This window comes from Streptomyces sp. NPDC056161, assembly GCF_042268025.1.
Taxonomy (GTDB): domain Bacteria; phylum Actinomycetota; class Actinomycetes; order Streptomycetales; family Streptomycetaceae; genus Streptomyces.
The window spans coordinates 24,397-50,187 of the sequence record NZ_JBHJUV010000041.1; the positions used below are offsets into that span (position 1 = coordinate 24,397).

Below are 25,791 nucleotides of genomic sequence, written 5' to 3' on the forward strand. Positions count from 1 at the left end.
TCGGCCGCGGCGGCTCCCCTCCGCGCCGCCGCGGCCGATCCCCGTGTGGAGAAGGTCTACTTGCCGTCCAGGTCCAGGGCGGGCGGGGCGGGCATGTGGTTGTCCATGGACTTGATGACGTCCTTGGCCGGTTCGGCCGGCATGTGGTTGTCGAGCGTGGTGACGGTCGCGTCCGGCTTGGGCTCGCTCGGCATGTGGTTGTCGAGCGTGGTGACGGTCGCGTCGGACTTCGGCTCGCTCGGCATGTGGTTGTCCGCTGGAGCGGCGTCCGCGTTCTTCTTCGTGTCGCTCATGCGCTTGCGTCCTCTGCTGTGGTCAGGAGTGAACAACGCCCGCCCGGAAGCTCCCCCGAGGGCTGCCGGACGGGCGTTCGAAGCCGCACGATAACCGCTCTGGCTCCGGACCGGACCGTCTGCCCCCCGACGCGACGGTCTGACAGGTACGAGGGTGCCGGGTCGGGATAAACGAATGCTGAACGACCGGAACGGTCTGCGGGGAAGGGTTCCCTAGCCAGGGGGGCGGTCGGACAACTAGTAGTGCTTGGTCAGGTGGGCTGTGGTGTTGCGTGTCTTTCGGGTTCTGTGTGGCGTTGAGGAGTTGTGGCTCCTGACGAGATAGCTGTGGTGCGTGGTGAGTTGGAGGCGTTCGCGGCGGAGGTGTTCGAGCCGTTCGCGCGTAACGAAACGAGTGCGGCCTGGACCACTACCAGGTCAGGCTCTACCGCGCGTGGTACCGGCACATCACCCTGGCCATGGCAGCTCTCGCCTATCTGACCTCCTGAGCGGCCCGCAGCCCAGCCGCGTTCCTGCCCCGCGTTGTCGTCAAGCCTTCGGGCTGCGTCTGGATGTCACCGAGGGAGCTGTGCTGAAAGCCCCTCACGTCACAGTGACGTAAGAGCTTTTCCAGGTCTCCCACCGGATGGGCAGGGGTACCGTTCCTAGTGGACGCTAGAAACGGAGTCGAGTATGCCCCAGTGGAGCGACTACAGCACGGGCGAACGAATCAAGATCCTCCGAGGCCGCGACATCCGGCAGTCCGATCTTGCCGAGATGACAGGGCTGTCGGTGGTGACCATCCAGAAAGCAGAACAGGACAAGGCGCTGTCTCTGCCCACTCTCCTCGCTATCGCCGACGCCCTCAGCGTGGATACCTCGGTCATCCTCGGCCAGCAAGCACCGCGCCGGGCGCTTGCTCAAGGGGACCGTTCGGTGATCCGTGACCTGTCGCGGGTGGTTCACGACACTGCCGCCGGCATACTCCCCGACGCGGGCGAAGCAGCCACGTTCGAAGAACTGCAAGAGACAACTGACCGGTGCTGGGAGCTGTACTGGAAGGGGCAGTACGTACAGGCTGGCGCCCTCGCCGCGCCGTTCCTCACCGCGGCAGCCGTTCGCCTGCACGAACAAACCGCCGACGAACAGGCCCAGGGGTGGGGGGTGCTGTCTGACGCCTACCGCGTTGCCGCGTACGTGGCGAATTTGATGGGTGCCCGCGACTTGGCGTACGCGGCAATCGGGCACGCCCAGCAGGCGGCCGAGCGGGCTGCGGACGACATGCGGGTGGCCCTGGTCGGCTCGGGCCGGGCGTGGGTGTATCTGAGGGACGCCCGATTGCCGGAGGCCCTGGCGCTGGCGGAGAAGTCGGCGGTGGACATCGAGCCACGTTTCTCCCAGGCGACATCGGAGGAGCTGACCGCATACGGGTCGCACGTGAATTTCGCTGCGGTCGTGGCGAGCCGAATGGGGGACAAGGAACGGGCCGGGGACTTCCTGTCGCAGTCGCATGCCACCGGCGCACGCATGGGCCGTGAAGTACGTGCGCATGGCACCCTGTTCGGACCGGTCAGCGCGACGACTCAGGCCGTGGGCGTCAACGTAGCGTTGGGACAGACTGGCAAGGCGCTCGCCCTCATCGGATCCATTCAAGACGTGTCTACGCTGACCGAGGCAGCCCGTAACCGCTACGCCATGGACAAGGCGATGGCGCAGGCCGACGCGAAGATGTGGGATGCCTCACTGGACACGCTTGAGACGACGCTGCGCGAGAACCCGGACTGGGCCCGTCATCAGACCTTGCCCGGCGTGATCGTCCAGAAGATCGGCAAAGCGTCGACGGCCCGCCTTCGGCGGGTGTCGGAGTTGATCGGCGTATCACCAACCGGGGCACAGGAGTTCTTGCCAGCCACGAGGCGGACAGCACTATGACCGTTCACATTGGTATGTGACAGACGACCTGGAGCAGTGCGTTGAGTGAAGTCGTCCGTGACAGACGACTTACCTTGAGAATGACCCCAACGCTCCTCTTGCGCGGATGACTTGGAGTCTGACGGGCTTTCAAAGTCGTCCGCCCCCTTTCTGTACCGGCACGCTGTGTAGCGGCACTGTTACGGCTATGACCAGGACCCCCGAAGATTCCTTCAGGCGTCGCACCATCGCCGACTTAGCCGCCGGCTTCACACGGAGAGCGGCGGTCGCGCTCTACGCGCGCCTCGGGCCCAGCGAGGACCCGGAGAGCGTCATCGCCCGGCTCCGTCGCTACGCTCACGTAAGGGACTGGGCGGTCGCGGGTGTAGTCATCGACCGCACGGCAGCCGACGTCCCGCTCAGCGACCGCCCCAACTGGCCTCAGGCCCAACAGCTCATCACCAGCGGACAGGCCCAGGGGCTCGTGACCACGTCGCGCCTCGACTGCATCAGCACGCCCAGCGGTTTGAGCCTGGACGACTGGTTGAGCGAGCACCGCGCGTTCCTCGCTGAGGAGACAGGCCCTGACGAAGGACGCGTTCGGTGACCGCCACCGGCACGTCGCTCAGCGTGCAGACGCCGTTCGGCACTCCTCAGGAACGCCGCGCCGCTGCGGAAGCTTGGCTGCACCGGTCGGCGACCACGGTGATTGACGATGACTGGGCTCACGATGTGGTGCTGCTGACTGCCGGGATTGCCTGGGATGCCGTGCGGTTGCCGTACACCGTGCTGGACCCTGATGCTGATGTCGGCACGCCTCCCGACGCGATGCGCGTGACGCTCAAGCGGCTACGGCTGGCGGGTCCGGTGTTCTGCGATCCTTACCGAGACTGCCTGTACGTGATGGTGCCGCCAGGAACCGACCGGGGATGGCCCTCCCGCCTCGTTGATGCCGGGGTGGAATGCCTCGGCAGGAACGGTCGGCTGGGCCACTACGTCGGGGTCCCCGTGCTCGACCGTACTGAGCCGCCGGGTCCGTACTGGCTGGCAGCTCCGGACGTCGTCGCCTTCAGGTACGTCGATCCGCGCCGCCTGCGCCAGGTGCTGGACGACCGGTCCGCCCGGGATCAGTCGTGACTGCCGCGGCCATCGTCCCCCGGTGGACGCGGCCCGTCCCGGCGTGGACGCCGCCCCTGGACGCGGAGTCCCTGGCCGGCGTCTTGGAGAAAGTGCGGCAGTGGGCGCCGTTCGATGGCGGAGCGGTCCTCGATGACGTCGGCGCGGTCCTGGTCGATGTCGTACCGGGTAAGGAAGACATCGAAGAACTCACCCGGCGGCTTCGCGGCCACCTGTTGCGGCTCGTGGACATCGCCGTCGCCACCGAGCCCGGTCACAAGGACCAGACGGCTGACTGCCTGATTGGGCGGGCCCGTGTCCTGTGCGCCGAGGGAATGGCCGACGACCGCTGGACCGCGGTGGGGCACGTGCGTCGGATGGCGCGGTGCGTCAACGGGCTGCTGGAGCTCCTTGTCGTCGTCGGCTGTCTGAAAGAGCCGGCGTGATGTGGCCCATGAGGTGCCGCGCAGCCACGCGTGTCCCGCGCGACGAGCTCGAACGCCAGTTGGAACGAATCCCCGGTGCTGATGGGGAGTGGTCGATGTACTTGCTCTCGCCCGCCGGCTGCGAGCTGGAAGCGCACATCTCCGGGGACCACGCCGACTACATCGACGAGATCGACGACGCGACCAGCCTGTGGATTCGCTGGCGCGACGACGGATCGTGCGAGTTCGTCGAGCTGAAGAACTGTCAGGACTGCGAACCGACGCGGCCGGACGGCAAGGAGAGCGAGCCCTGCACCCTGTTCCTCGGCCACGACTGCCTGCACTCCTGGCAGTTCGACGAGGAGTAGCCCAGACCCGCCCGGTTCCTGGACCTTTCAGCACATCGGCAACAGAGCGGTGAAAACCGCACAAGAATCGCACCCCGGTCGGTATCACATAGATACCTGTGCCGGTGGCCCTGAAGACCTCGGCCGGACCACCGACACAGGAAGACCCGAAGGAGTTTCGCAGTGTTCAGGGTTATCCAAGACATCGTCGGTATTTTGCTGGTGGTGGCGATTGGTGGATTTTTCTGCTTCTGCCTTGGCGCTACGTGGATGAGTCAAACATAAGACACCTGCTCCGTCGGATGACCATTCTGGTTCCTCGCCCAAGGAAACCTCCTGGTGGAGTAGGGCAAATTCCCTCCCCTGTGTAGAGCGCGCTCGCCCTGCGCTACTCCCGTCACACGGGGGAGGGAAGCAGACTTTGCATTGGCGCCAACTACCCCCTATAGCCCAATCAGGCACAGCCCGAGCAGCTTGACAACTTAAGACCGAACCCCTTGTAGCTCACTGGTAGAGCAGTGCTTTCTCGCGATCATCCGAACGGCCGCGTCGGCACAGGCACCCGGTTCAATTCCGGGCAAGGGGACCCAGAAATAATTACCCAGCTTCGTCTAGGGCAGAGGTTGCATGTTAAACGCCGACACCGTCACCATCGCCGTATGGAACATCGAGGCAGATGGTGGCCGACATCAAGAAAACAGGGAGCGGGCCCTTGATATCCTCGCTCCCTATGAGCCGGACATTTTCTTGCAGCAGGAAGCCAAGCACAGCCGCGAACGCGGCCAGCGCCTTAAGAACTCCACTGCGAGACGCCTGAAGCTGCACGGATTTCTGTCCGAGCCGAATCCGGATCTCGATGCCGACATTGCCACTGCCGTGTATGTACGCCCCGACCTGTTCGAGATAGCAGAGGAACGGCCTGTCAGAAACCCTTGGTATCTGCACCCATGCCACGTGAAGGTCTTTTTGAGGGGCTGTCCGGTGCCTCTCAATCTCGTCTCCTTCCATCTTTGCTTCGACGACGCGGACCAGCGACTCAGAGAAGCTCAGTGGCTCACAAGGCTGGCAGCACCGGGCATGGTCACCATCGCCGCCGGCGATACCAACAGCTACCCGAGGCAATCCGAGTGGATCAGCCTGCCGGACTGGCCGAAGCTCAACGACCGGGCACACATGGTGCATCGCACCTTCCTGGAGTACGGACAGCGGCACTCCGACACCCGCCCCGACGGCACCCTTATCGATGCCGGGTATGTCGATCTCGCTCGCCATACCGCCGACCACATCCCGGGAATCGATGCACAGGTAGCACTAGCCGCCACCGCCGGACATGAGAAGCCTGAGCAGGGTGGGCCGCAGCGTATTGACCGGCCGTACGGGGCGGGTGGTATAGCCAGCGCGGTTAAAGATATCGAGGTAGTCGATACCACCGAAACCCGTAAAGTAGGCGATCACTCCCTGTTGATCCTCCGATTCTACCAGGCACGACTGAATCAGGTATTGACTTCGGAGTCTCTACTGGGGACAGCCTAACGTCGAAGAGTCGCTGAGACTCCGTCCCTGCTGGACGTCACCGAGAATCCATCCCCCATGGCGATTCAGAATCCTGGTAGGGGCGGGCACGCCCCCGATTGGCTGTTTACGTGACGGTAGACAGCCGACCGGGTCCAGCACCACAGCAACAAGAAAAGGAAGAGGAAATTAAATGAAGAATCTGATCACGAAATCGGCTCAGTTGTCGTGCACCAATTGCTCGTGGTGCGGCAGCAGCTCATGCCAGGTGACGGACCCCCAGGGGAAAACGTGGCCCTGCATCCAGTGCAACAGCTGACCCAGTCGATTCCGACCGGCACCGCATAGACCCCTGCCCGGTGGCCCGGTGACATCCGTCCCAGGCCCTTGGGCAGGCACAACCCCCGGCGCGGGGACGAGCATCCGATTCGCGTTCCCCCACGAAGAGGTATCGCCCCGCGCCGGGACCTGCAAGGTCTGGACCACCAGGAGCCATTACGTCGCCCAAGGAGCGAACTCGTGGACGCCTTACTTCCCGCCTTCGTGGACCGGCTACTCGGTCAAGGGCCTGATCCGTGCGAGATCCCCGAGATCCCCGTCTCCGCCACCGCTGGCTGGCTGGGGCCCCTCGCCACGCGGGTGCTGAGCGTTGTGGAGACGATCACGGACCAGCGTGTACAGGCATTCCTTGCCCACGGCTACGTCTACCTGCCTCTTCCCGCGCCCGACGGCCGCGGCGTCTACCTTCGCGTGGCCTCCCATTCCGCCATGGAACCGTGGCCGGTACTGACCACCTCCGTTGTCCTGACCATCGCGGGCACTGTGGCGGTGGAGATGTATCAGGAGGTCGATGATTCGTTGGCCGGCCGCCCCCAGTACGCGCGCAGCTTCGGCCCCGAGCAGGTCTTCGCAGTGCACCCGGACACGCTTTGCGCGACACAGAGCAGTCCCGACGGTGTGCAGGTCCTCACCACCGTGCTGCCCACTCCGCGGTCTGGGGAACCGCTGACCGAAGACGAGTACGCGGCCGCCGTGTATCGGGTCTATCGGACGCTTGAAGGGCTCAGGCATGGCACTCCGGCAGGTGACCGCTCATGAAGGCCGCGTCCGCATGGCTGGCGGGCGTGCCGTCCCTGGACATCCCGGACCTGCGCGAAGTACAGCGCATCAGCCACGCCTTGCTCAACCGGCTCGCGACCGACCAAGGTCTGCTGACCCGGCTCGTCGGCGAAGTCCGGCACGACCCCGAGCGGCTGGCCGAGAGCCGCGTCACGCTCCTGCTCAACCGGCTCTCGCTGTACCAAGCGCCTGACCGTGGCTTCGAGATCCGCCTGAACATGAACCCCCGGCCGGACAATCAGCGTGTCCCTCACGATCACTGCTACGCGTTCGCCACCCGCATTCTCACCGGCGGCTACGTCCACGTCGTACGTCGCCGCACCAACGGACGGGACGGCCCGTTCACCGGTTCCGATCTCAGACCCGGCATCGTGACGATCGAGCGGGCCGGAAGCGTACACGCTGGATCACACGATGGTGCACCAGGCAGTGATGGAACCGGACACCGTCACCCTGTTCGTGCGCGGCCCGCGCCGCAAGAAGCTCTCCCATGCGGCAGAAGAACTGATGCCGCCCATGGAGACCTGGCCTGCCCCCGCCGAGCCACGTGACCAGGCCGTCGAGTCCCGGCCGGCCACGGTCGACGAGTACATGATGATGCGCGACTACCTCATTCGACGCCGCCTCATCAACTGATGCCCTCGATCTCCGTGGCTGCCGCACACCGGGCCCTCGTGACGCGAGAGGCTACGGCGAGCCCAAGAGCACAACGTGAGGAGCAACCCATGACCGGCGTTCTGACGACCGATCACCCTGCCTGGCACGCCCACGAGGACGGCTCTCGCGCACGTGCGGTAACTACGGCCTCCGGCCTCTGGATCCTCGTCCACGACCGCGATGGCCTGCACGTGGAATGTGTGTCCGGCACCGAGGACGTCAAGCCCGCATTCGTCCCCACAGACCCCGCTTGTCTGCCCGCCGCGGCCCCCGCCGAGCTGCGCGCCGGACTGTCCGAACTGGGGGTCACCCAGCGGCTGGCGAACCCGTGGCTGTGGGACGCGATCAGCACCGCGATCCTGCGGCAGGTCGTACGCGCCGACCAGGCTCGCAGGCTCTACCGCCTCTGGTGCCGAACGGTCGGAACGACCGTTCCGGGCCCGTTCGGTGAGCTGGCCGTCGCGCCCACACCCGCGGGCGTCCTGGCCCTGGATGACCAGCAGTTCGCCAGCGTGGGAGCGAAATTCCACCGCACTGCCCTGCAAGCAGCCGCCGCCGACTACCAGCAGCACCACACTGAATGGGAACGCCTGGACGCCGCCGATCTGGTCACTGCGCTCCAGGGCATTCCCCGCATCGGACCGTGGACCGCCGCCGCGGCCGCCGCCGACTACACCGGCGACTTCAGCATCTACCCGCACGACGACCTCGCCGTACGGACCTGGGCAGCTCAGATCGCACCTGACTACCCGTGGCCCGACAAGAGGAACAGCGCCTTCGGCCCGATGTGGACGGGATGGGCCGGCACCGACCGCACCGCCCTGCACACCCTGACCCTCTCCACCCTCACCTGGGGCTCACATGCCCGATGACCTGGAGGAATTATGGCGCAGTTAGACCTGATCTCGGGCGTCGACGACAGGCACACGCTCGACGCTCTGTTCATCAACGCGCCGCTGCGCGACTACACCCTTCGGCCGCGCACCAACGACTACACCCTGCCGGTCCTGGGCATGGCCTACATCGCCACCTACGCCCAACAGGCAGGGTTCAACGTCGGGCTTCTCGACGCGGAGGCCCACGGTCTGGGCATCGACGAGACAGCCGAGATCGTCAACTCCGCCGTGCCCCGCTGGGCCGCGATGAACCTGCTGGCACCCACTTACGAGATGTCCGCGCGGATCGCGGCCAAGCTGGACCCGGGCATCGCCGTGATGGTCGGCGGTCACCACGCCAAGGCCATGCCCGACCGCGTACTGGCCGACCCGCGCATGGCCAACCTGCGGGCTCTCGTCCTCGGCGAAGGCGAACTACGCGTCGCCGCACTCCTGGAGGACGAGCGGCGCCGCCGGGAACTGCCCGGCGTGCTGTGGCGTGACCCGCTGCTCGGCACCCGCGCGGCCGGCATCGCGAACCCCAGGACGAGTGCAGGGATGCTCGGCCCCGACATCAACGCACTGCCCTACGTCAACCGCGCCTTCCTGCCACAAGACCCCTACCAGGCGACGCCCACGGCGGCCGACCGGCGCCTCGCCGCGAGCCGTGAAACCGAACAGCTCACCACAGCCGCCCATCACGGCCACATGGAAGCCAACATCGTCGGCAGCCGCGGATGCCCTTACAACTGCACCTACTGCGGCGCCGCTGTGAGCGCCAACCCCGACGTCACCATCCGGGTCCGCACTCCGGAGGACATCATCGGCGAACTCGACCAACTCCACGACGAATACGGCGTAACCGCATTCCGGTTCGTCGACGACCTGTTCCTCGGCTACGGCCGCGTCATCACCGAACAGATGGAAGCCTTCACCCGGCACCGCATCGGCGACCGGTACGTGTGGGACGCCACCGGCCGCATCAACGTCCTGGACCGGCTCCCTGACCAGGACCTCGACCGCCTCATCGCCAACGGCCTGCGAGAAGTCGCCCTCGGGATCGAGTCCGGCAGCGACCGCATCCTGACCGCGATGGACAAACGGATCAACGTCGCGATGACCGAGCGCGTCACCCGCCGCCTCGTCGCCCACGGCATCAGCGTCAAGGGCTACTTCATCCTCGGCTACCCGGGAGAAGACCAAAACGACCTCGACGCGACAGTGCGCCACATCCGCACCCTGTGGGACATCGCCGACCACCACCCCGGGGACGTGCGCGCCAGCGTGTTCGAGTTCCGCCCCTACCCCGGCACACCGGTATGGAAGACCCTCACAGACGCCGGATACAACCCTGACGAACTTCTGGCCTACGGCGACGTGGACCTCACCGGCGACGGCGCCGACGAGTCGATGCGCCAGCGCGACGAATTCAACTTCTCCGTCGGTATCCAGTTCGGCGACGTGCCCCTCCAGCAGATCCGGTCGACACTGGCGATGCTCACCCGCGAGCAGCACGACCGGAACCAGAGCGCCCGGAAGGCCACGGCGTGACCGGCGAGCGCACCGGCTGGTTCGTGACCATCGACGGCCCCAGCGGCGTCGGCAAGTCCACGACCGTGCAGGCCCTCCACGACCACCTCGCCGCCCAGGGCCGTCCCGCCCGGCGGACCGTCGAGCCCACCACCAGCGACCTGGGCCAGTTCACACGCAGTCACGCCAACCGGATACACGGCCTGGCCCTGGCCTGCCTCGTGGCCGCCAACCGCTACGAGCACATCGACACCGTGATCGACCCAGCACTTCACGCCGGCGAGCTGATCATCAGCGACCGCTACCTGCCCTCCACGCTCGTCCTGCAACAGCTCGACGGCGTTCCGCTGGACTTCCTCCTCGCCCTCAACGACCGAGTTGTCCTTCCGGACCTGGCAGTGGTCCTCACCGCAGACCCCGGACTGATCGCCGAGCGCATAGCCACCCGCGGCGCCACGCACCGCTTCCACCTCGACCCCACAGCTCCCAGCCGCGAAGTCGACCTCTACGGCGACGCCGCGGCCCACCTGATGAGCAGAGGAGTCGAGGTGCTGCTCCTTGAGACGAGCCACGCCACCCCATCGGACGTAGCACGCAGAATCGCCGATGCCATTCCGGCTCTGCCGATAGCGTCGATCACCTCACCCACCCACCCGACCCCCCAGGAACCATGAGCGGACAACCGGCACAGCCCGTCATCGACACCCACGTCATCCTCCGCGACGGCGACAAGATTCTCTTCTCGCAGCGTGGCGGACCCTACGGTCACGGCCGGTGGCACATGCCGTCCGGCAAGCTCGACCGGGGCGAGCCCCTGACCGATGGCGCCGCCCGCGAGTTGTACGAGGAGACCGGTATCACCGTCGACCCGACCCACCTCCGCCTGGTCCACACCGTGCACCACCGGCAAGACCCCCAGACAGAACGCATCGGCCTCTTCTTCGAGGCCACCGAATGGGAAGGGCAGCCCGTCAATAAAGAGCCGGAGAAATGCCTCAGACTGGCGTGGTTCACGGTGCATGACCTACCCGAGGACATCATCGAATACCCGCAGGCCGGCTTGCGTGGCTACCTGTACGAGCAGGGACCTCTCACAGAACACGGCTGGTATTAGCAACACTCCCGCGACCGGCGACAGCAAAATTGCGAACGCCACAAGCCCCAACTACCGCCCACTGACCACGGCCACCTGGTCTTAGGGAGGAGACGCCGTGCAGCACCCTGACGAACCCATCACGGTGGCACTGCGCGCCCAGGACCCCGTCACGCAGGCTGGAATTTCCAGCCAACTGCGTCCCAGACCCGAGATCACATTCGTCGAATGGAACGAGGCCGCGGACGACGCACCGCAGGTGGTGGTCGTCGTCCGTGACCGAGTCGACGACGACGCACTGCGCCTGCTGCGGCGGATCCACCGCACCAGTACAGCGCGGGGCGTACTGGTCACCACACATATCGACGAACAGCAGTTGGTGAACGCCGCCGAATGCGGGTTCATCGGCGTCGTACGACGCTCCGAGGCCACTCCGGAACGCCTGGTACAGGTGATCCGATCAGTGACGAGAGGAGAGGGCCAGGTCCCGTCCGACCTGCTCGGGAGCCTTCTCGAACAGGTCGGACGGGTCCAAGGCGAATTGATCGCACAGCACCAGCTCTTCACCAGACTTTCGGCACGCGAGATTGAGGTCTTGAGACTGGCGGCCGAGGGGTACGACACCTCCTACATCGCCCAAAAACTCTCCTATTCCGAACGAACCATCAAAAACATCATTCACCGCCTGTTGACCCGTTTGAATCTACGCAACCGCACGCACGCCGTGGCGTATGCGCTGCGGCAGGGACTGATCTGAGCCAAACAGGGCTCTATGCGGGTAGTCGACCCTCCCGAGGTGATTTTGGTACTACCGGTCGTTGAGGTTTTCACCGAAGGTGACGTCCAGCTTCGCAGTGAGGGCCACTGTCTGGGCCTGGTTGATGGCCTTGAGCCAGCGCACGCCAAGTCGGGGTGTCGCAGGGAGAGCGCGGTGCGGCCCGACTCGGTCCAGCGCCTTCATCAACCACTCCGAGTGGGACGAGGACGCGGTCCGCGACGACGTATGCGCCTACGTGGTGGAGACCATAGGCACCAAGGACGGGATCCTGATCGGGGATGACACCGGGTTCTTGAAGAGGGGCACCCGCTCAGCCGGTGTCCAGCGCCAGTACACCGGCACCGCGGGCAGGACGGAGAACTCCCAGATCGGGACTTTCCTGGCCTACGCCTCCTCAAAGGGCCGCGCGCTGATCGACCGCGAGCTGTATATCCCGAAGTCCTGGACCGACGACCGCGAGCGCTGCCGCGCGGCCGGCATCCCGGACGAGGTGCCGTTCGCAACGAAGAACGAGCACTTCAGGTGGATGCGGGACCGCGGTCGTGAGGATCGAACTGTTCGACCACCACGGCGTGCTGCTCGACGAAACCAACGGCTTGGCGGAGATCCGCCGGCTGATTGCTGAGGACCGTATCCCCATCCCGGTCAACGACCGGTCCAAGGGCCGGATCGTGCCCTGGCATGACGCCCTTGCCGACGGAGGCCGCCCGTGATCGCCGCACCCGCGATCATCCGGTCCGGTACGAACATCCTGTTCGTGACCCTGGACTCCCTGCGCTACGACGTTGCCGCAACCGCTCTGGACCAGGGTATGACCCCGCGCCTGGCGAAGGCGCTGCCCGGCCGCGCCTGGGAACGACGACAGACGCCCGGAACCTTCACCCTGCCTGCCCACATGGCGTTCTTCTCCGGGTTCCTGCCAAAACTGCCCCGGCCTGTCCAGCCGCCACGGCTGTGGGAATGCCGACCGCCGGCCTTCAAGAAAGTGCCGCCCGAGACCTTCCAGTTCGACGCCGGCAACATCCTCGACGGCCTGGCCTACGAGGGATACCGGACCGTCTGCATCAGAGGGGTCACCTACTTCTCCCGGGAAACCCCGCTCGGCACGGTACTGCCCGACCTCTTCGACGAGGACTACTGGCGGCCAGAATTCTGCTCGCCCGAAGCCGACTCCACCCGCCACCAGGTCGACGAGGCCCTTACCGTGGCCGACAACTACGCCGGCCGACGACCGCTGTTCCTGTTCGTCAACGTCAGCGCAACCCACGTTCCACACGGTCACTACCTGGGGTCGAGCGAAGATTCGGCTGCCTCACAAGCGGCTGCCCTCTCCTACGCCGACGCCCATCTGGGACGGCTGCTGGACGGACTCGCGCAGCACGGCGACTGGCTGGTCATCATGTGCGCCGACCACGGCGACGCCTACGGCGACGACGGCTATCACGGCCGCGGCATTGCCCACCCCGTCGTGTTCAACGTGCCTTTCGCCGTCTGGGTGCACGCCTGACCGTTACGCTCACCGGGCATGAGCACTGAAGCGATGCGTGACGCCTCCGTGGTTGTGGCCCGCGCTGAGCAGGGCCTGGTGGCCCTGCTCAGCGCCGACTTCCCCGACCACGGGGGCGAATTCCTCTTCCTCCCCGGAGGACGCTTCGAACCCGGCGAGTCCCCGCTCGACTGCGCCCGTCGCGAACTTCGCGAGGAAGCAGGAGTCACCGCCGGGCGATGGCGCGCACTCGGCTCGTACGCGATCACTCTCAGCTCGGCGGCACGAGTCCATCTCTTCGAAGCATGCGAACTCACCCTCGGTGCCCAAGACCTCACCGAGACGGAGCAGGACTTCAAGCTCATGTGGTGGCCGATGGCAGACGCCACGCAGGCCGCACACGAAGGGCGATTCCTCCTGCCCGCCGGACCACTGGCCCTCCTCCTGGCCGGCGATCACCCAGTGACCGGCGAGATGCCCTATGAGAACCCCGGTCGGACACCTTGATCCGCCGCAGAAGCTGCCCCGTCCTCCGGGCCCCTGCGGAAGGGTGGTGCTTCCTGCTGTGGGCAGGGCGGCCGTGCGGGCACCTCTTCTCTACTGCTACTAGGCGGCCGCCGCCGAGTTGAGGAGGGCCCGTACCTCGTCGGCCTCCGGCGCCGCGTTCTGCTCGTAGAGGTTGAGGGCCTCGCGCCAGCACGCCTTCGCCCGGTCCACCTGTCCCAGCGCGGTCAGCGCATGTCCGAGGAGGGCCAGGACATTGCCCCGCATCCGGTCTCCGCCGATGCAGCCCAGGGCGAGGGCCTGTTCGGCGTGCGAGGCCGCCTGGGCCGGATGGCGGGCGGCCATGTGCACCTCGGCGATCCGGAAGTTGGTCGCCCCCTGCCAGAGCCGCTGGCGGTGGTCACCGAAGATGCCCAGGGCCTCGGAGAACTGCCCGAGCGCTTCCCTGTACCTGCCGGCGCTCGTCAGAGCGACGCCCACGGCGAAATGCCCGTTGGCCAGACGCATGGTCCGGCCCAGCTCGACATAGACCGCGAGTCCGCGCTGGGCGATCTCCACGGCGTCCGTGACACGGCCCAGGCCCAGTTGCGCACGGGAGAGGTTGGACAGGGCGGATGCTTCACCCGGCCTGTTGCGGTTCGCGCGGAAACCCGCGATGGCCCGGTCGAAGAACACCTTGCCGTCCGCGAACCGGCCCTGGTGCAGACAGATCAGGCCCCGGTTGTTCGCCACCCAGCTCACCGCCGTGGAGTCCTGTTCGGCCTCCGCGAGTTCCATCGCGACCCGGGCCTCCTCCTCGGCCTGCTGGATACGGCCCGAGACCAGCAGGACGTCCGTGAGGACGGTGCGTGCCCGCCCCTCCGCCCGCGCGTCCCCGGCCGCCGCCGTCGCCTCGCACATCGCCCGCGCGGTCGTCTCGTACTGGTGCGAGTTGGCGCCCGACTCGGTCAGGTCCTTGGCCGCCCACAGCAGGTCCACCCCGCGCCGCAGCCGCTCGGTCCCGGCGGACTGGCGTACGCAGGCCAGCAGCGGCGCCGCCTCCGTGTACAGCCAGTCCAGGGCCGCCGTGCCCTCGGTGAAGCGCAGGCCCGGGTACTCGGTGGGGGCGAGGTCGTCGACGAGGCGGTCGCCGGGCCGTTCGATCGCGTAGACGCCCGCGGTGGTGGCCAGGTAGAAGTCCAGCAGTCGCGACATCGCCGCCGCCCGCTCGCCCGGCGGCTGCTCGTCGCGTTCCGCGCAGGATCGGGCGTAGAGCCGGACCAGGTCGTGCAGCCGGTAGCGGCCGGGGGCCGCGGACTCCAGCAGGGACGTGTCCACCAGGGACTCCAGCAGATCCTCGGTGGCGTCCGGCGGCAGGTCCAGCACGGCCGCCGCCGCGGCCAGCGAGACGTCAGGACCGTCGGCCAGGCCCAGCAGCCGGAACGCGCGGGCCTGGGCCGGCTCCAACTGGCCGTAGCCCAGCTCGAACGTCGCCTTGACCGCGAGGTCGCCGGCCTGCAACTCGTCCAGCCTGCGCCGCTCGTCCGCCAGCTTGGCCGCGAGGACGGACACCGTCCAGGTGCGCCGGGCGGCCAGCCGGGACGCGGCGATCCGGATCGCCAGCGGCAGGAAGCCGCAGGCCGCCACGACGTCCAGCGCGGCCTCGCGTTCCGCGGCCACCCGCTCCGCGCCGACAATCTTCGTGAACAGCGACAGCGCCTCGTCGGGGGACATCACGTCCAGGTCGACCAGGTGGGCACCGGCCAGGTCGACCATCCGCACCCGGGCGGTGACCAGCGCGGCGCAGCCCTCCGTGCCGGGCAGCAGCGGGCGTACCTGGGCTGCGTCGCGGGCGTTGTCGAGGAGGACCAGGACCCGTCGGCCGTCCAGCACCGACCGGTACAGCGCGGCCCGTTCCTCCAGCGAGTCGGGGATGGCCGTGTCCGGCGTGCCGAGCGCCCGCAGGAACGAGCCGAGGACCGTCTCCGGTTCCGCGGCCCGCGGTCCGGCGCCCTGGAGGTCGACGTACAACTGCCCGTCCGGGAAGGCGGCTCGGGCACGGTGTGCCACGTGCACGGCCAGGGTGGTCTTTCCGACGCCGCCGATCCCGGCGAGCGCCGAGACGGCCATCACCCGGCCCTCCGCCTCCGAGGCGGAGGCGAGGATCTGGCTCAACTCGGTGACGAAGGAGGCGCGGCCGGTGAAGTCGGGCACGGACGCCGGGAGCTGGGCCGGGCGGACCGGTACGGGCGCGGGCTCGGCGAGGGGCGCGGAGGGCTCCGCGAGGGCCGGGTCCGCCTGGAGGATGCGCTGCTGGAGGTCGCGCAGACCGGGGCGCGGGTCGACGCCGAGTTCCTCCGCGAGCAGGCGCCGGGTGTCGGCGTACACGGCGAGCGCCTCCGCCTGCCGGCCGCTGCGGTAGAGCGCCAGCATCAGCAGCTCGCGCAGGCGTTCGCGCAGCGGCTGCGCCGCCGTGAGCGCCGTCAGCTCCGACACCGCCTCCGCGTGGCCGCCCTGTTCCAGGTCCAGGTCGAGGCGGGTTTCGAGGAGTTGCAGCCGCCACTCGTCGAGCCGTACCCGCTGCGCGTCGGCGTACGGCCCCGGCACGCCCGCCAGCGGCTCGCCGTCCCACAGCGCGAGGGCCTGCTTGAGCAGGTTCCGCGCGGGGCCGAGGTCACCGGCGTTGCGCGCCTTCTCCGCCTGAGCCACCAGGTCCTGGGCGACCGCCAGGTCCAGCGCGCCCGCGCGCAGGCCGCGCACCGCGTAGCCGCCGGACTCGCTGATCAGGACACCGGGGTCCAGCACCTTGCGCAGCCGCGAGGCGTACGTCCGCACCGCGGCGAGCGCCTGGAGCGGCGGCTCGGTGCCCCAGAGCGCGTCGATCAGCTCCGGCGCGGTCGCCGTCCTGCCCTCGCGCAGCAACAGGGCGGCGAGCAGGGCGCGCTGCTGCGGGGAGCCGGTGTTGACCGGCTCCTCCTCGCGCCAGGCGCGCACCGGACCGAGCACACTGAAGCGCAGCACCGCCGACTCCTGACCCAAGGAGCCGGGACGCCGCTGCTCCGGTACCCGCGGTCCACCGTCCATCCGTTCGTCCCCCTAGGCATCCCGAACAACTACGTCAGTCTGCCTTGTACAGGGCGGATGCGTCAGCCGTGCGAGACGGCGATCACAGCGGGCGCGCGGGAGTCCACAATCTCTTCACGTTCTCTTTGCGCGGGTGGGGCGCGGGTGAGGCGGTGGGTGGGGCGTGGGTGGGGTCCGGGCAGTGCGGGGTTTGGGGCGTGGGCTCATCCCAGCCCGTCGATCATCAGGCCGATGGTGAAGTCGAAGCGGTCGTGGGTGGTTCCGGCGGTGAGTTCGGCGGCGTGGCGCTTGGTGTGGGGGAAGGTGTCGGGCAGCGCGGCGAACCGGCGCAGCAGTTCGTCGCGGCCGACGACCCACACGTCGTCCTCGCGGCTGAGCCGTTCGTTCGCCAGGGAGGCTTCGAGGCTGTAGGCGTTGACGTAGAGCATCAGCGAGTCGATCGCCCAGGCGGCGGCCTGCGGGCCGACGCCCCCGGCGAGCAGGATGGCGAGCATCCCCTCGCCGACGCGCAGCGTGTCCAGATTGGACGGAGCGGCGGCGAAGGCGGCCCGGGAGATGCCCGGGTACCGCAGGTACTGGTCGCGCAACTGCGTGCAGACGCCGGTGACCTGCCGGCGCCAGTGCGCGGGGTCCGGCTCGGGCAGGTCGATCTCGGCGCACAGCCGGCCGATGAGCAGTTCGTCCAGGTCCTCCTTGTTGACCACATGGGCGTAGAGCGACGAGGGCCCGGTCTCCAGCGCGGTGGCCACCCGCCGCATCGTCAGGGCCTCGTACCCCTCGCTCGCCACGATGCCGAACGCCGCGCCGATGATGGCGTCGACCGTGATCGGCTTCTTGCGCCCGCCGGACGGTCCACGCCGGGCCGCGGAGGTGCCCGGACCGCCCGGACCGGTGCCGAGCTGGTGTCGCGCTGCGCGCCGTTCCTGCGGAGTCGGTGACATGCGGGCAGTCTAGCGAAGTGACGAACAGTGTTCTAGCTCACACCGAACACTGTTCGCATTGTTCAGAACTGTGATCTGTCATAGAACAGTGTTCGTGTCCATTGACCAGCGCTCCTCACAAGCGCCCACCAGCCCGTCCAGCCCGTCCAGCCCGTCCAGCCCGTCCAGCCCATCCGGCCCATCCAGCGCACGGCCGCCGCGTTCCGCGTGGCTCGTCCTCTGCGTCGTGGTCCTGGCCGACCTCATGGATCTGATCGACTCCAGCATCGCCAACCTCGCCGGCCCGTCCATCCGCGCCGACCTCGGCGGCGGCGAGGTGACCGTCCAGTGGGTGCTGAGCGCCTACACCGCGGCCTTCGCGCTCGGCCTGGTCACCTCGGGGCGGCTCGGCGATCTGCTAGGCCGCCGACGGCTGTTCCTGCTCGGCATGACCGGCTTCACCCTGGCCTCGCTGGCCTGCGGCCTCGCCCCCGACGCGGTCTTCCTGATCGTCGCCCGCACGGTGCAGGGCCTGTGCGGGTCGGTCATGATCCCGCAGGGGCTGGCCCTGGTGAAGGTCGTCTTCCCGCCCCAGCACCTGCGCAGGGCACTGACCCCGATCGGCCCGCTGATGGGCCTGACCATGGTGGCCGGGCCGATCCTGGCCGGCTGGCTGCTCCACCTGAACCTGTTCGGCAGCCAGTGGCGCTCCATCTTCCTGATCAACGTCCCGTTCGGCGTGGCCGCCCTCGTCCTCGGTCGGTACGTCCTGCCCCGCCGCGGCGGCGAGGACCCGGACGCGCGCCTCGACCTCACCGGCGTCGGCCTGCTCACCGCGGCCTCCGCGCTGCTCATCGTCCCGCTCATCCAGGGCCGCGACCTCGGCTGGCCCGCCTGGACCTACGTCATGATGGCCGCCTCGGCCGTCCTGCTCGCCCTGTTCGTCGTCTCCCAACGGCGCAGCAGGCACCCGGTCATCGCACCGACGCTGTTCCGCAAGCGCAGCTTCGTCGTCGGCCTGGTGATCGTGGCCGGGTTCTACGCGTCGCTCAGCGCGTTCGTCCTCGTCATCAACCTGCTGCTGCAACAGGGCCTGCACTGGACGCCGTTGCGTACCGGCCTCACGTTGATCCCCTGGGCCCTCGGCACCGCCGGCGCCGTCCTGCTCGCGGGCGCCGTACTCGCCGGAAAACTGGGCCGGGCCACCCTGCACCTGGGGTTGTCCCTCGCCGTCGTCGGCCTGCTGGTCCTGTGGTGGTCCGTCGCCCACTGGGGCACCGACATCACCGTCTGGAGGCTGGCGCCCGCGCTGCTGCTCACCGGCTTCGGCTCCGGGCTGGTGTTCGTCCCGCTGACCGACTTCATCATCGGCGACGCCACCGCGGAAGAGGTCGGGACCGGCGCGGGCCTGCTCAACGCCGTCCAGCAGTTCGCCGGCGCCATCGGTGTCGCCGCCCTCGGCACGGTGTTCTTCGCCCGGGTCGGGCACCCGACGGTCCATTCCCACTTCGCCGCCGCGGAACTGGTCTTCGCCATCGTCGCCTGCCTCGACGTCCTGACGCTGCTCCTGGTGGGCCTCCTGCCGAGGCACGGCCGGCAGGCGCACGGGTAGCCGGCGCACGGGTAGCCGGTGCACTGTGCACGGCTCCTGCCCGGCTGCCGCGCGTCCCAAGGCGCGCATGTGGTCGCTACGGACACGCCGGACGCCTCGGCAGCAGGTGCAGTCGGGGAACAAACAGTTCCAATATGGAATTTTCGGACCTGTACGCTGACCTGCACACAGATAGGACAGATGGGACAGATAGGAGGGCCCCTGTTGGGTCCTGTCTGATTGCTTTGGCTAACGGGCCGGAGGGCGAGGTGCGGAGGATGGCATCCGTGCTGCTTGTGCCGCCGAGTATGCCGACGTGCCGGACGAATGATTCGACTGCGGGTAATTCACCATTTCTCCTGCGAGCTGTGCCGCCGCGCCATTCTGTGGAGACTGGGTATTCATACGGCTGCCGAAACGCAGGCCGGCCGCATGTATAATTTTCACATCGGCGTAATGCTCATGGGGGATCTGGCCCGTTATTGACGCCAGATACGATGCGTGCTCGCGAACGTAGTTTTCGTCAACTTCGCTGTGGTGACCAGATTTCCCGGCCTCAACAGACTGTTCCCATACCTGTTGCAGATGGGGGTAATCACGCAGTAGCGCACGCTGCTGATCGGAATGAGCGCCGACGTTCTCGGGCTGTTGGCGCGGCATGGGGCCTCCTCGGCGGGCGGGTCTTCCACCTTTACTACGGATCAGCCGCCCACCCGGTTCAAAAAGCTGGATCGGCGAACGGGGCAACAGCCCGCCAACTGGCCGGGGTTGTCGGGGCAGTGGGCAGTGGGCAGTGGGCAGTGGGCCGGGGAGCGGGGGAGGCGTCGTAGGCGCTGCGCGGGCCGCTGCCGGTGAGCCGCGGCACGGCGCCGGCCGCGACGAGCAGGCCGGCGGCCCGTGGCTTTGCAGTGCGGAACCGGCGTGCTCAGCCGAGGGCGGGTGCCGCGGCCGGCTCGGCGACCGCGGCCCGCTCGACCGCGGAGGCCCGCTGGGAGCGCCAGGCCAGGATGATCATGACTGCCGGGATGAGCGTGTCGTAGACCAGGACTCCCCCGGTGTTGCCCGGGGCGTGGTCACCGTGGGCGAACCACTGGAAGACGTGGCCGATCACCGCGCCCCAGAGGAACATTCCGGCCCCCAGGCCGATGGTGATGCGTTCCCTCGCCGAGGCCGAGGGTGAGGCGGCGCGCCAGCCCATGACGGCGAGCCCGAGGTTGGCGAAGGCGATCTCGAACTCGAACGGCGTCCGGCCGAAGCCGATCGCGGTGGCCATCGTGTCCGGGATCGTGACGAAGGAGATCGTCATCCACAGGCTGCCGCATCCCAGCGCGCCGATCGCCCACCACCGCTGCCAGGTCTCCAGCGTGGCTCGGCGGGAGGGGCTGTGCCGGGTGCGGATCAGTGCGCCGACGGCTGCCACCAGCAGCCAGAACATGGGGAAGGCGGACTGTGCGAGGTAGGCGGTCGAGGTCATGGCCGTCGTCATGGTCGTGGTCGTGGTCGTGGTGTCCATGACTCAGAGTCTTGCATGGTTAATATTAACCGCGCAACATTGAGGTACGCTGCACATATGGACGACGGACTCTCAGATCTGCTGCACCGGGTGGTCTCCCTGCTGGGCGATCTCGCCCGCCGGCACACCGCCCCGGACGGCGGCCTCACCTACAGCCAGATCAGACTGCTGGGCGCGCTGGAAGACGTGGAACCGGCCACGCAGCACCGGCTCGCACAGGCGCTGGGGGTCTCCGATCCGGCGATCAGCCGGGCGCTGCGACCGCTGGAACAGGACGGACTGGTCCGCATCACCCGTGACCCGCAGCACGCGCGGCGCCGTCTCGTCGAACTCACCGCCACCGGCCGCGACCTCTTCCACTCCAGCGGGAAACCCCTGGCCGAGACCCTCCGGCGCGGCTTGCAGGGGCAGGACTTCCCCTACGACCGGTACCTCGCCGACACTCTCAGACTGGCCGAGATCCTCGAAACCGCGCGAGCGGCACGGCCCCTGGACCCGGCCTCGGCGGACGCATCGGTTCCCTCGGCTCCTCCGGTTCCCTCGGCTCCTCCGTCTCCTCCGTCTCCTCCGTCTCCGTCGGCTCCTCCGGCTCCCTGACGGCCACGCCGCTCCGCCGGGGTGGCCCCCCGCCGGGGTGGCCCCCGCCGGGGCGGCCCCTCAGGGCGGCCCGCCGGAAGTCCCCGTAGTCCCCTCCCGATAGCTGACGGACCGTCAGATCGGCGCTACCGTGACCCCATGGAGACCCAAGCCGCAGCCCCCTTCCCGGAGATCATCTCCGTCGACGACCACACCGTGGAGCCGGCCCGTGTCTGGCAGGACCGGCTCCCCAGGAAGTACCTGGACACCGGTCCGCGGATCGTGCGCGCGCCGCTGAAGGAGATGTCGTTCCTCGGCGGCCGGTTCAAGCCCGTCATGGGCGTCCCGGGCGACGAGGGCCCGGTCGGCGACTGGTGGGTGTACGAGGACCTGCACCGGCCGCTGACCCGCCTGGACACCGCCGTCGGCTACAGCAGGGACGACATCAAGCTGGAGGTGATCACGTACCAGCAGATGCGCGCGGGCTCGTTCGACGTGCCGCAGCGGCTCGACGACATGGACGTCAACCACGTCCAGTCCGCGCTCTGCTTCCCCACCTTCCCCCGCTTCTGCGGGCAGACCTTCACCGAGGCCGCCGACCGGGACCTCGCGCTGCTGTGCGTGCGCGCCTACAACGACTGGATGGTGGAGGAGTGGTGCGGGCCCGACGCCCGCGGCCGGTTGATCCCGCTCGTCATCGTCCCGCTGTGGGACGCCCGGCTCGCCGCCGACGAGGTGCGGCGCAACGCGGCCCGCGGGGTGCGGGCCGTCGCCTTCTCCGAGATACCCCCGCACCTGGGCCTGCCCTCGGTGCACACCGAGGACTGGGACCCGTTCTTCGCCGCCTGCGACGAGACCGGCACCGTGGTGGCGATGCACATCGGTTCCAGCAGCCGGATGCCGTCCACCTCCGCCGACGCCCCGCCCGCCGTCGGCTCCACGATCACCTTCGCCAACTGCTGCTTCTCGATGGTCGACTGGCTGATGAGCGGCAAGTTCGAGCGCTTCCCGAACCTGAAGGTGATGTACGCGGAGGGGCAGATCGGCTGGATCCCGTACATCCTGGAACGCGCCGACGTGGTGTGGGAGGAGAACCGCGGCTGGGGCGGGGTGGCGGACAAGGTGCACCGGCCGCCGTCCGAGCTGTTCGCCGAGCACGTCCACGGCTGCTTCTTCGACGACGCCTTCGGGCTGCGCAACCTCGACTCGATCGGCGTCGGCAACGTCCTGTACGAGACCGACTACCCGCACTCCGACTCCACCTGGCCGAAGTCCCGCGAGGTCGGCGAGGCCCAGATGGGGCACCTGTCGGCCGACGTCGTCGAACGGATCGTACGGGGCAACGCCATCGAACTGCTGGGGCTCACGGCGGACGGCCGCTGGGCGGGTTCCCGGTGAGCGCCGCACGCCTCGCCTACGGCATCCAACTGCCCGTGCAGTCGCAGAGCACCCTCTACGCGGAGAGCTGGGAGGCCGGGGCCGGGCCCGCCGACCTAGTCGAGATCGCCCGCACCGCGGACCGGGCCGGCTTCGACTACATCGCCTCCTGCGACCACGTCGCCATCCCGCGCCGACTCGCCCCGGCGATGAGCACGGTCTGGTACGACCCGGTGGCCACGCTCGCCCACCTCGCCGCCGTCACCACCCGCACCCGGCTGCTCAGCCATGTCGCGATCGTGGGGCTGCGCCACCCGCTGCTGACCGCGAAGCAGTACGCGACCCTCGACCACCTCTCCGGCGGACGGCTGGTCCTCGGCGTCGGCGCCGGGCACGTGGCGGAGGAGTTCGCGGTGCTGGGCGCGGACTTCCGGCGCCGGGGCGCCGTGCTCGACGAGTGCGTGGACGCCCTGCGGGCCGCCCTCGGGCCCGAGGAGTTCCCCGTGCACCACGGGAAGTTCTACGACTTCGAGGGGCTCGGGCAGCGGCCCCGGCCCGCCCAGGAACGGGTGCCCCTGTGGGTCGGCGGGTCCTCGCCGCCCGCCGTGCGCCGGGCCGCCCTCAAGGGCGACGGCTGGCTGCCGCAGGGCGATCCGCGCGACCGGCTGCCCGGCCTGATCGCCGGCCTCAGGCGGATGCGCGCCGAGGCGGGCATCGAGGCGCCGCTGACCGTCGGCGCCATCACCGAACCGCTGTACGTCGGCCGGCCCGCCTGGAAGGTCGGCCGCCGTACCCTCAGCGGCTCCCCGGACGCCCTCGCCGAGTCGCTGCGGGCCTACCGGGCGATCGGCGTGGACCAGATCCAGGTGCGGTTCCGCTGCCGCAGCCGTACCGAACTGACCGACCAGATGGCCGCGTTCGGCGCGGACGTGGCCCCCCACCTCTAACAGCAGGAGGAGCAGGCATGGGCAAGCTGGACGGGCGTGTCGTCATCGTCACGGGCGCGGCACGCGGGCAGGGCGAGCAGGAGGCCCGTCTCTTCCGGGCGGAGGGCGCCCAGGTCGTCGTCGCCGACGTCCTCGACGACCAGGGGCGGGCGGTGGCCGAGGAACTGGGCGCGCTGTACGTCCACCTGGACGTGGCCGAGGAGGACGGCTGGCGGGCGGCGGTGGCCGCGGCCAAGGAGGCGTACGGGCACCTCGACGGGCTGGTCAACAACGCCGGCATCCTGCGCTTCAACGCCCTGGTGGACACGCCGCTTGAGGAGTTCCTCCAGGTCCTGCGGGTCAACCAGGTCGGCTGCTTCCTCGGGATCAAGACGGTCGCGCCCGTGCTGGACGACGGGGGCACGATCGTGAACACCGCGTCCTACGCGGCGCTGACCGGGATGGCGGGGGTGGGCACGTACACCGCCACCAAGCACGCCATCCTCGGGCTCACCCGGGTGGCGGCGCTGGAGCTGGCGCACCGGGGGATCCGGGTCAACGCGGTGTGCCCCGGGGCGATCGACACGGCGATGTCCAACCCGGCGCAGTTGGATCCGACGGCCGACGCGGAGCAGATGAGCCGGGCGCTGGACGAGCTGTACCGCAAGCTCGTGCCGCTGGGGCGGATCGGACGCCCGGAGGAGGTGGCGCGGCTGGCGCTGTTCCTGACCTCCGCGGACTCCTCGTACGTCACCGGGCAGCCGTTCGTGGTCGACGGCGGCTGGCTGGCGGGGGTCTCGGTCATCTGAGCACCCGCCTGCGGCCGTGGCTGACTGACCGTCAGCTCTTGACGGTCCGGGCCGCCGGTGCCACAGTCGGCGGCAAGCCGTATCTGACGGCGCGTCAGAAATGGTCGTCAGAAATGGATGACAGGGACGACGACAGGGGACGGTGAACCTCCTTGGAATTCGGGCTCTTTGTACAGGGATACGTGGGCAAACGCGCCGAGACCGACCCGCTCGCCGAGCACAAGGCGCTGATGGAGGAGACCGAGTACGTCATCCAGGCGGACAAGTCCGGCTTCAAGTACGCCTGGGCGTCCGAGCACCACTTCCTGGAGGAGTACTCGCACCTGTCCGCCAACGACGTCTACCTCGGCTACCTGGCCCACGCCACCGAACGCATCCACCTCGGCTCGGGCATCTTCAACCCGCTCGCCCAGGTCAACCATCCGGTCAAGGTGGCCGAGAAGGTCGCCATGCTCGACCACCTCACCGGCAACCGCTTCGAGTTCGGCAGCGGCCGGGGCGCCGGCAGCCACGAGATCCTCGGCTTCATCCCCGGCATCACCGACATGAACTACACGAAGGAGATCTGGGAGGAGACCATCGCCGAGTTCCCGAAGATGTGGCTCCAGGACGAGTACCAGGGCTTCCAGGGCAAACACTGGTCGCTGCCGCCCAGGAAGGTGCTCCCCAAGCCGTACGGGAAGTCGCACCCGGCGATGTGGTACGCGGCCGGCTCCCCGCCCTCGTACGCCATGGCCGCGAAGAAGGGCCTCGGCGTCCTCGGGTTCAGCGTCCAGAAGGTCTCCGACATGGAGTGGGTGCTGGACCAGTACAAGACGGCGATCGTGAACGCGGAACCCGTCGGGGACTTCGTGAACGACAACGTGATGGTGACGACCACCGCCATCTGCGCGCCCACGCACGCGGAGGCGATCGAGATCGCCGTGCACGGCGGGCTGCACTACCTGCCCTCACTGGTCTTCCGCTACCACGACACCTTCCCGCGGCCCGAGGGCTTCCCGGAGTGGCCACAGACGCTGCCGGAGTACACCGCCGAGCTCGTCGAGGTCCTCATCGAGGAGGAACTGCTCATCTGCGGCGACCCCGACGAGGTGCTGCGCCAGTGCAAGCGCTGGGAGCAGGCGGGGGCGGACCAGATCAGCTTCGGGCTGCCGGTGGGGGTGCCGAAGGAGGAGACGCTCCAGACGATCCGGCTGATCGGGGAGCACGTGATCCCGAAGATCGACACGGACCCGGTGCACCGGACGTCGCGGTTCCGGGCGGCGGCGTGATCGCTGCCGCGGGCGGCGGGGTGGTGCGGGTGCCCGCGCTGTTCCTCTCCCCGCGGAGTTCTCCGCGCCGGTCGGGCGGTAGTTCTCCGCGTCACTCGGGCGGTAGTTCTCCGCGCTGCT

The 25,791-nt window shown here is 68.4% G+C and carries 27 protein-coding genes, 1 tRNA gene and 1 pseudogene; 24 read left to right on the forward strand and 5 right to left on the reverse strand.

Going from position 1 to position 25,791, the window contains the following annotated elements; all coding sequences use genetic code 11:
• Positions 1 to 56: 56 nt before the first annotated feature.
• Positions 57 to 293: a hypothetical protein gene (locus ACFC09_RS31505; RefSeq protein ID WP_376533760.1), complete on the reverse strand. Its 237-nt coding sequence runs from the start codon at positions 291 to 293 to the stop codon at positions 57 to 59.
• Between the two features lie 672 nt (positions 294 to 965).
• On the opposite strand from ACFC09_RS31505, the gene ACFC09_RS31510 reads away from it, so the two are divergent.
• The 18 genes and pseudogenes from ACFC09_RS31510 (at position 966) to ACFC09_RS31595 (ending at position 13,628) form a co-directional block, all read left to right on the forward strand.
• A complete protein-coding gene (locus tag ACFC09_RS31510; RefSeq protein WP_376533761.1) occupies positions 966 to 2,204 on the forward strand; it encodes a helix-turn-helix domain-containing protein in 1,239 nt (412 codons plus the stop codon).
• A 187-nt stretch (positions 2,205 to 2,391) separates the two neighbouring features.
• Positions 2,392 to 2,790 (forward strand): hypothetical protein, encoded by a 399-nt coding sequence (locus tag ACFC09_RS31515; RefSeq protein ID WP_376533762.1) that lies wholly within the window; start codon positions 2,392 to 2,394, stop codon positions 2,788 to 2,790.
• Positions 2,787 to 3,320: a hypothetical protein gene (locus ACFC09_RS31520; protein ID WP_376533764.1), complete on the forward strand. Its 534-nt coding sequence runs from the start codon at positions 2,787 to 2,789 to the stop codon at positions 3,318 to 3,320. Before ACFC09_RS31515 ends, ACFC09_RS31520 begins: the two co-directional genes overlap by 4 nt.
• A gap of 92 nt (positions 3,321 to 3,412) precedes the next feature.
• Positions 3,413 to 3,745: a DUF6415 family natural product biosynthesis protein gene (locus tag ACFC09_RS31525; protein ID WP_376533875.1), complete on the forward strand. Its 333-nt coding sequence runs from the start codon at positions 3,413 to 3,415 to the stop codon at positions 3,743 to 3,745.
• 95 nt (positions 3,746 to 3,840) lie between these two features.
• On the forward strand, positions 3,841 to 4,092 hold the full coding sequence (locus ACFC09_RS31530) for a hypothetical protein (RefSeq protein ID WP_376533766.1): 252 nt from the start codon (positions 3,841 to 3,843) through the stop codon (positions 4,090 to 4,092).
• A 472-nt stretch (positions 4,093 to 4,564) separates the two neighbouring features.
• Positions 4,565 to 4,657 (forward strand) — tRNA-OTHER (locus ACFC09_RS31535).
• A gap of 41 nt (positions 4,658 to 4,698) precedes the next feature.
• Entirely contained in the window at positions 4,699 to 5,604 is a 906-nt protein-coding gene (locus ACFC09_RS31540) for an endonuclease/exonuclease/phosphatase family protein (RefSeq protein WP_376533768.1), read from the forward strand.
• Positions 5,605 to 6,102: 498 nt separating this feature from the next.
• Entirely contained in the window at positions 6,103 to 6,681 is a 579-nt protein-coding gene (locus ACFC09_RS31545; protein WP_376533770.1) for a hypothetical protein, read from the forward strand.
• Complete coding sequence (locus ACFC09_RS31550) at positions 6,678 to 7,253, forward strand: hypothetical protein (RefSeq protein WP_376533772.1); 576 nt, start codon at positions 6,678 to 6,680, stop codon at positions 7,251 to 7,253. The genes ACFC09_RS31545 and ACFC09_RS31550 overlap by 4 nt, the downstream gene beginning before the upstream one ends.
• 174 nt (positions 7,254 to 7,427) lie before the next feature.
• Entirely contained in the window at positions 7,428 to 8,231 is an 804-nt protein-coding gene (locus ACFC09_RS31555) for a hypothetical protein (RefSeq protein ID WP_376533774.1), read from the forward strand.
• 12 nt (positions 8,232 to 8,243) lie between these two features.
• Positions 8,244 to 9,785 carry a B12-binding domain-containing radical SAM protein gene (locus ACFC09_RS31560; RefSeq protein ID WP_376533776.1) on the forward strand — a complete coding sequence of 514 codons (1,542 nt, stop codon included), beginning with the start codon at positions 8,244 to 8,246 and terminating at the stop codon, positions 9,783 to 9,785.
• On the forward strand, positions 9,782 to 10,438 hold the full coding sequence (gene tmk / locus ACFC09_RS31565; protein WP_376533778.1) for a dTMP kinase: 657 nt from the start codon (positions 9,782 to 9,784) through the stop codon (positions 10,436 to 10,438). Before ACFC09_RS31560 ends, tmk begins: the two co-directional genes overlap by 4 nt.
• Positions 10,435 to 10,878, forward strand: a complete 444-nt coding sequence (locus ACFC09_RS31570) for an NUDIX domain-containing protein (RefSeq protein WP_376533780.1) — start codon at positions 10,435 to 10,437, stop codon at positions 10,876 to 10,878. Before tmk ends, ACFC09_RS31570 begins: the two co-directional genes overlap by 4 nt.
• Before the next feature lie 163 nt (positions 10,879 to 11,041).
• Positions 11,042 to 11,614, forward strand: coding sequence for a response regulator transcription factor (locus ACFC09_RS31575; protein WP_376533877.1), 573 nt, complete (start codon positions 11,042 to 11,044; stop codon positions 11,612 to 11,614).
• A 178-nt stretch (positions 11,615 to 11,792) separates the two neighbouring features.
• Positions 11,793 to 12,173: pseudogene (locus ACFC09_RS31580) on the forward strand (transposase); the annotation flags it as partial.
• 4 nt (positions 12,174 to 12,177) lie between these two features.
• Positions 12,178 to 12,348: a hypothetical protein gene (locus ACFC09_RS31585; RefSeq protein WP_376533885.1), complete on the forward strand. Its 171-nt coding sequence runs from the start codon at positions 12,178 to 12,180 to the stop codon at positions 12,346 to 12,348.
• The gene (locus ACFC09_RS31590; protein WP_376533782.1) at positions 12,345 to 13,142 is read left to right on the forward strand and encodes an STM4013/SEN3800 family hydrolase; all 798 of its coding nucleotides are present in this window, start codon (positions 12,345 to 12,347) and stop codon (positions 13,140 to 13,142) included. Before ACFC09_RS31585 ends, ACFC09_RS31590 begins: the two co-directional genes overlap by 4 nt.
• 18 nt (positions 13,143 to 13,160) lie before the next feature.
• A complete protein-coding gene (locus tag ACFC09_RS31595) occupies positions 13,161 to 13,628 on the forward strand; it encodes an NUDIX hydrolase (RefSeq protein ID WP_376533784.1) in 468 nt (155 codons plus the stop codon).
• Positions 13,629 to 13,727: 99 nt separating this feature from the next.
• On the opposite strand, the gene ACFC09_RS31600 is transcribed toward ACFC09_RS31595, so the two are convergent.
• Together ACFC09_RS31600 and ACFC09_RS31605 are read right to left on the reverse strand one after the other, a co-directional pair.
• Positions 13,728 to 16,688, reverse strand: coding sequence for a BTAD domain-containing putative transcriptional regulator (locus tag ACFC09_RS31600; RefSeq protein ID WP_376533786.1), 2,961 nt, complete (start codon positions 16,686 to 16,688; stop codon positions 13,728 to 13,730).
• Positions 16,689 to 16,891: 203 nt separating this feature from the next.
• Positions 16,892 to 17,629: a TetR/AcrR family transcriptional regulator gene (locus ACFC09_RS31605; protein ID WP_376533788.1), complete on the reverse strand. Its 738-nt coding sequence runs from the start codon at positions 17,627 to 17,629 to the stop codon at positions 16,892 to 16,894.
• A gap of 94 nt (positions 17,630 to 17,723) precedes the next feature.
• Between ACFC09_RS31605 and ACFC09_RS31610 the strand changes: the two genes are divergently transcribed.
• Positions 17,724 to 19,220, forward strand: a complete 1,497-nt coding sequence (locus ACFC09_RS31610) for a DHA2 family efflux MFS transporter permease subunit (RefSeq protein WP_376533790.1) — start codon at positions 17,724 to 17,726, stop codon at positions 19,218 to 19,220.
• Between the two features lie 228 nt (positions 19,221 to 19,448).
• Here the strand turns inward: ACFC09_RS31610 and ACFC09_RS31615 are convergent, their stop codons facing one another.
• A complete protein-coding gene (locus tag ACFC09_RS31615; RefSeq protein WP_376533792.1) occupies positions 19,449 to 19,859 on the reverse strand; it encodes a hypothetical protein in 411 nt (136 codons plus the stop codon).
• Between the two features lie 265 nt (positions 19,860 to 20,124).
• A complete protein-coding gene (locus tag ACFC09_RS31620) occupies positions 20,125 to 20,712 on the reverse strand; it encodes a DUF6790 family protein (RefSeq protein ID WP_376533794.1) in 588 nt (195 codons plus the stop codon).
• Positions 20,713 to 20,769: 57 nt separating this feature from the next.
• On the opposite strand from ACFC09_RS31620, the gene ACFC09_RS31625 reads away from it, so the two are divergent.
• The 5 genes from ACFC09_RS31625 to ACFC09_RS31645 all read left to right on the forward strand — a co-directional run bounded on the left by ACFC09_RS31625 (position 20,770) and on the right by ACFC09_RS31645 (position 25,671).
• On the forward strand, positions 20,770 to 21,309 hold the full coding sequence (locus tag ACFC09_RS31625; protein WP_376533796.1) for a MarR family winged helix-turn-helix transcriptional regulator: 540 nt from the start codon (positions 20,770 to 20,772) through the stop codon (positions 21,307 to 21,309).
• A gap of 138 nt (positions 21,310 to 21,447) precedes the next feature.
• The gene (locus tag ACFC09_RS31630) at positions 21,448 to 22,686 is read left to right on the forward strand and encodes an amidohydrolase family protein (RefSeq protein WP_376533798.1); all 1,239 of its coding nucleotides are present in this window, start codon (positions 21,448 to 21,450) and stop codon (positions 22,684 to 22,686) included.
• Positions 22,683 to 23,612, forward strand: coding sequence for an LLM class F420-dependent oxidoreductase (locus ACFC09_RS31635; RefSeq protein ID WP_376533800.1), 930 nt, complete (start codon positions 22,683 to 22,685; stop codon positions 23,610 to 23,612). The genes ACFC09_RS31630 and ACFC09_RS31635 overlap by 4 nt, the downstream gene beginning before the upstream one ends.
• Before the next feature lie 17 nt (positions 23,613 to 23,629).
• The gene (locus tag ACFC09_RS31640) at positions 23,630 to 24,400 is read left to right on the forward strand and encodes an SDR family NAD(P)-dependent oxidoreductase (RefSeq protein WP_376533803.1); all 771 of its coding nucleotides are present in this window, start codon (positions 23,630 to 23,632) and stop codon (positions 24,398 to 24,400) included.
• Between the two features lie 152 nt (positions 24,401 to 24,552).
• Positions 24,553 to 25,671 (forward strand): LLM class flavin-dependent oxidoreductase, encoded by a 1,119-nt coding sequence (locus tag ACFC09_RS31645; RefSeq protein WP_376533805.1) that lies wholly within the window; start codon positions 24,553 to 24,555, stop codon positions 25,669 to 25,671.
• Positions 25,672 to 25,791 lie beyond the last annotated feature (120 nt).

Coding starts and splice junctions, on each gene's coding strand:
- ACFC09_RS31505 (WP_376533760.1), bottom strand. CDS start 293: ATGAGCGACACGAAGAAGAACGCGGACGCCGCTCCAGCGGACAACCAC.
- ACFC09_RS31510 (WP_376533761.1), top strand. CDS start 966: ATGCCCCAGTGGAGCGACTACAGCACGGGCGAACGAATCAAGATCCTC.
- ACFC09_RS31515 (WP_376533762.1), top strand. CDS start 2,392: ATGACCAGGACCCCCGAAGATTCCTTCAGGCGTCGCACCATCGCCGAC.
- ACFC09_RS31530 (WP_376533766.1), top strand. CDS start 3,841: ATGTACTTGCTCTCGCCCGCCGGCTGCGAGCTGGAAGCGCACATCTCC.
- ACFC09_RS31540 (WP_376533768.1), top strand. CDS start 4,699: ATGTTAAACGCCGACACCGTCACCATCGCCGTATGGAACATCGAGGCA.
- ACFC09_RS31550 (WP_376533772.1), top strand. CDS start 6,678: ATGAAGGCCGCGTCCGCATGGCTGGCGGGCGTGCCGTCCCTGGACATC.
- ACFC09_RS31555 (WP_376533774.1), top strand. CDS start 7,428: ATGACCGGCGTTCTGACGACCGATCACCCTGCCTGGCACGCCCACGAG.
- ACFC09_RS31560 (WP_376533776.1), top strand. CDS start 8,244: ATGGCGCAGTTAGACCTGATCTCGGGCGTCGACGACAGGCACACGCTC.
- ACFC09_RS31570 (WP_376533780.1), top strand. CDS start 10,435: ATGAGCGGACAACCGGCACAGCCCGTCATCGACACCCACGTCATCCTC.
- ACFC09_RS31595 (WP_376533784.1), top strand. CDS start 13,161: ATGAGCACTGAAGCGATGCGTGACGCCTCCGTGGTTGTGGCCCGCGCT.
- ACFC09_RS31600 (WP_376533786.1), bottom strand. CDS start 16,688: ATGGACGGTGGACCGCGGGTACCGGAGCAGCGGCGTCCCGGCTCCTTG.
- ACFC09_RS31605 (WP_376533788.1), bottom strand. CDS start 17,629: ATGTCACCGACTCCGCAGGAACGGCGCGCAGCGCGACACCAGCTCGGC.
- ACFC09_RS31615 (WP_376533792.1), bottom strand. CDS start 19,859: ATGCCGCGCCAACAGCCCGAGAACGTCGGCGCTCATTCCGATCAGCAG.
- ACFC09_RS31620 (WP_376533794.1), bottom strand. CDS start 20,712: ATGGACACCACGACCACGACCACGACCATGACGACGGCCATGACCTCG.
- ACFC09_RS31625 (WP_376533796.1), top strand. CDS start 20,770: ATGGACGACGGACTCTCAGATCTGCTGCACCGGGTGGTCTCCCTGCTG.
- ACFC09_RS31630 (WP_376533798.1), top strand. CDS start 21,448: ATGGAGACCCAAGCCGCAGCCCCCTTCCCGGAGATCATCTCCGTCGAC.
- ACFC09_RS31640 (WP_376533803.1), top strand. CDS start 23,630: ATGGGCAAGCTGGACGGGCGTGTCGTCATCGTCACGGGCGCGGCACGC.